3 protein-coding genes are annotated in these 3,447 nt (G+C 67.7%); 1 reads left to right on the forward strand and 2 read right to left on the reverse strand.

What is annotated here, in order from left to right:
• A partial coding sequence (locus tag G3N99_RS37060) for a TraB/GumN family protein (RefSeq protein ID WP_241012043.1) occupies positions 1–1,026 on the forward strand: 1,026 nt, incomplete at its 5' end.
• Between the two features lie 559 nt (positions 1,027–1,585).
• Here the strand turns inward: G3N99_RS37060 and pxpA are convergent.
• Together pxpA and G3N99_RS37070 are read right to left on the reverse strand one after the other, a co-directional pair.
• Positions 1,586–2,350 carry a 5-oxoprolinase subunit PxpA gene (pxpA, locus tag G3N99_RS37065; RefSeq protein WP_046544226.1) on the reverse strand — a complete coding sequence of 255 codons (765 nt, stop codon included), beginning with the start codon at positions 2,348–2,350 and terminating at the stop codon, positions 1,586–1,588.
• A 73-nt stretch (positions 2,351–2,423) separates the two neighbouring features.
• On the reverse strand, positions 2,424–3,447 hold a 1,024-nt coding region (locus tag G3N99_RS37070), incomplete at its 5' end, for a biotin-dependent carboxyltransferase family protein (protein WP_206124841.1).

Consider the following 3,447-nt stretch of genomic DNA (forward strand, 5'->3'; position numbering starts at 1 on the left):
ACCAGCCGAGATCACACCCGAGTTCTACACGCTTCCCCTCCCCGACGCTCTTCCGATCTCGAAGGGCGCGCGCCGGCCACTTCACCGTTCCATCCGTCGCAAGTCCCGCCGCCCGGCATGAGCCTGCCGGGCTTCCACGCGCCCGCCGTGTCGGACGGCACGGTGTCGCGCGGCACCGTGCGCGTGCAGCCCGCGCGCATGCCGTTCTACGTTGCAACCAAGGGCAAGGTCACGCTGTACGTGCTCGGCACGCTGCACACCGGCGACCCGTCCGATTACCCGAGCGCGCAGCCGTTCCGGCCGCGCATCCTCGCGGCGCTCGCCGCGTCGCCCACACTGGCGCTCGAGCTGTCGCCCGACGACCTGCTCGAATCGCAGGACGACGTGTCGAAGTACGGCGTCTGCCGTTACCCGTGCCTGCAGCGCCTGCTGCCCGAACCGCTGTGGCAGCGGCTCGCGGCGCGCCTGCGCGGCAACCCGGCCGCGCTCGCCGAGATCCGCAAGATGCGGCCGTGGCTCGCGGCGCTCGTCGTCGAGACCTACGATTCGCTGTCGGCCGGTTTGCAGACCGAATACGGCACCGAGGCGCAGTTGCAGAACGTGTTCCTGAAGAAGAAGGGCGGCCGCGTGATCGGGCTGGAGACGCTCGCCGAACAGATGCGCGCGTTCACCGGGCTGACGCTCGCCGAGCAGCGCGAGATGCTCGCGCAGGACATGGTGCAGACGCCCGCGCAGAACGCCGACGACATCAAGGCGCTGCACCGACTGTGGCGAATTGGCGACGCCGATGCGATCTCGGCATGGGCGGTCGCGAAGAGCGAACGGCTCGCGCGTTCGAAGGCGTTGTCGGACGCGATCGACAACAAGATCGTGTACGAGCGCAACCGCCGCTTCGTTGCACGAATGACGGCAATCGCCGCACCGAACCGGCCGCTGTTCGTCGCGATCGGCGCGCTGCATCTGGGCGGCCCGCGCGGCGTGCTCGAATTGTTGCGTCAACAAGGTTACAGGGTCGACGCGAACTGATCGCCGTCACCGCTCCCGAACCGATCCTCCCCTGTTTGATTGACGTTGTGCGGGCGCCTTAAACGCCTGTATGGGCACGCGATTCGATAAGGAAAACCCTTGAATCGTCAGAAAATAGCGTTTCAAACGATTGACATCCCGATCTGCCAATATCTATTCTTCGATCCACAAGTTGAAAAAATGAAAAGAATAGAAAAAGTTCTACGGGGTAGCAGAAAATAAAGCGCGGGGTTAGCGCGTTGCCGGCACGTGATGCACGTGCCGGCCGCGGAAGTGTCTGCATGTACGGCGGGGCCAATCATCGTCGGACAACAACTAGGCATGCAGGCCGACTTGCGAGATAAAGCGACGTTCCGTCGTCCCACCGGGGAAAGTAGTAATCGGGCGGCGGCGGACGTTTTTTAATCCGGAAGATTTTTCCGGCCACCGTCGCAAGACGGTTTCGGGGGGCGAATCGACAGACGGCGAAGCCGCAACGATTGCGCCAACGGAAAAGCGCCACGAGGGCGCTTTTTTCTTTTGTACGACGGATCGTGCGCCGCTGGCGCGATCGGCCGGATCAGGCGCGTTCGTCGGCCTGCAGCATGCCGGGCGCGACCACGTCGACGCCCACCGCTTCGAGCGCGGCGCGAATCCGTTTCGCGAATACCAGCGCATGCGGGCCGTCGCCGTGCAGGCAGACGGTCTGCGCATTGAGCATCACCCATTCGCCGCCGATCGCACGGACCTGCCGGCTGCGCACCATGTCCAGCGTGCGCGCGATCATCGTGTCCTCGTCGTCGATCAGTGCGCCGGGCTGGTTGCGCGGCACGAGCGAGCCATCGGCGCGGTAGCCGCGATCGGCGAACACTTCCTCCACCGCGGCGAGCCCCGCGTGCCGCGCGGCCGCGACGAACACGCTGTTCGCGAGCCCGAACACCGCGAGCGACGGATCGAAATCGCGGATCGCGGACACGACCGCATCGGCGATCATCGGGTCGCGCGCGGCCTGGTTGTACAGCGCACCGTGCGGTTTCACGTGCGCGATGCGCCCGCCTTCGGCCTGCGCGATCGCCGACAGCGCGCCGAGCTGGTACAGCACGCCCGCGTAGATGTCGCTGGCCGGCAGCTGCATTTCCTTGCGGCCGAAATTCTCCGGATCGTGAAAGCTCGGGTGCGCGCCGATGGCGACGCCTTTCTGCACGGCCCAGCGCACGCAGTCGCGCATCGCGTTCGCACCGCCCGCATGCCACCCGCATGCGATGTTCGCGGACGTCACGAGGTCGAGCAGCGCCTCGTCCGAACCGCATCCTTCGCCGAGATCGGCATTCAGATCGATTTCCATGATGTTCCTCGTCCACTGATTGCGTGGCCCGTCTTCTCTACTGCTGCTGCCTTCGGTACTGCTACCGCCATTGTCATGCCGCACGCGACTGGGCGCGGCGGCGCGCTTCCTCGCGCATGTCGATCGCCACGTCGATCTGCCGCAGATACGCACGTTCCGCAGCCAGCGCGGCGCGCGCGGCGTCGGGTGTCGTGCGCACGAAGCGGATCGGCAGGTTGAGCCGCGCCTGCGCGAGTTTCCACAGATCCGCACGGATCACCGTGCCGATCTTCGGGTAGCCGCCGGTGGTCTGCGCGTCGTGCATCAGCACGATCGGCTGGCCGTTCGGCGGCACCTGGATCGTGCCGGGCAGCACCGCGTGCGACAGCAGCTCGGCCGGCCGCTCGCGCGCGAGTTCGATGCCGGCGAGCCGATAGCCCATGCGGTTGCTGTTCGCCGTGACCAGCCATTCTTCATCCCAGAACGCCTGCTGCGAATCGGCGGCGAACGACGCGTAGTCGGGGCCCGGCAGCACGCGCACGGGCATCGCCCACGGCGCATGCGCGGGGCGGTGACGGCGCGGCGGCTCGTCGACGCGCACGAACGCGCACCACGCCGGCGCCTTGACGCCGAATTCGGGTGCGTCGGCCGCGAGGCAACCCATCCCGGCCGGAAGCACGCCGACCGGGAGGCGATCGCCGTCGCGCAGTGCGCGGCCGCCGAGGCCCCCGAACCGCGAGGCGAGATCGGTGCTGCGCGAGCCGAGCATCGGCAGCACGTCGATGCCGCCGGCGATGCACAGGTAGCCGCGCATCCCGCGTTTCGCGGCGGGCAGCACGAGCGTTTGCCCGGCCTCGACCGGCAGGCTCCACCATGAATATACGCGCCGGCCGTCGAGTGTTGCACCGAACTCGGTGCCGGTGATCGCGATGCGGGTCGCGCGCGTGAAGCGGAAAGCGGCCGGGCCGATCGTGATCTCGACGCCCGCCGCATCGGGGCGGTTGCCGACCAGCCGGTTGCCGACTTCGAGCGCGAGGCCGTCGAGCGCGCCACCCTGCGCGACGCCGAGATGGCGCGTGCCGCGGCGCCCGAGATCCTGCACGGTGGTCAGCGGGCCG

It is taken from the genome of Burkholderia sp. Ac-20392 (genome assembly GCF_017104585.1).
Classification (GTDB): Bacteria; Pseudomonadota; Gammaproteobacteria; order Burkholderiales; family Burkholderiaceae; genus Burkholderia; species Burkholderia lata.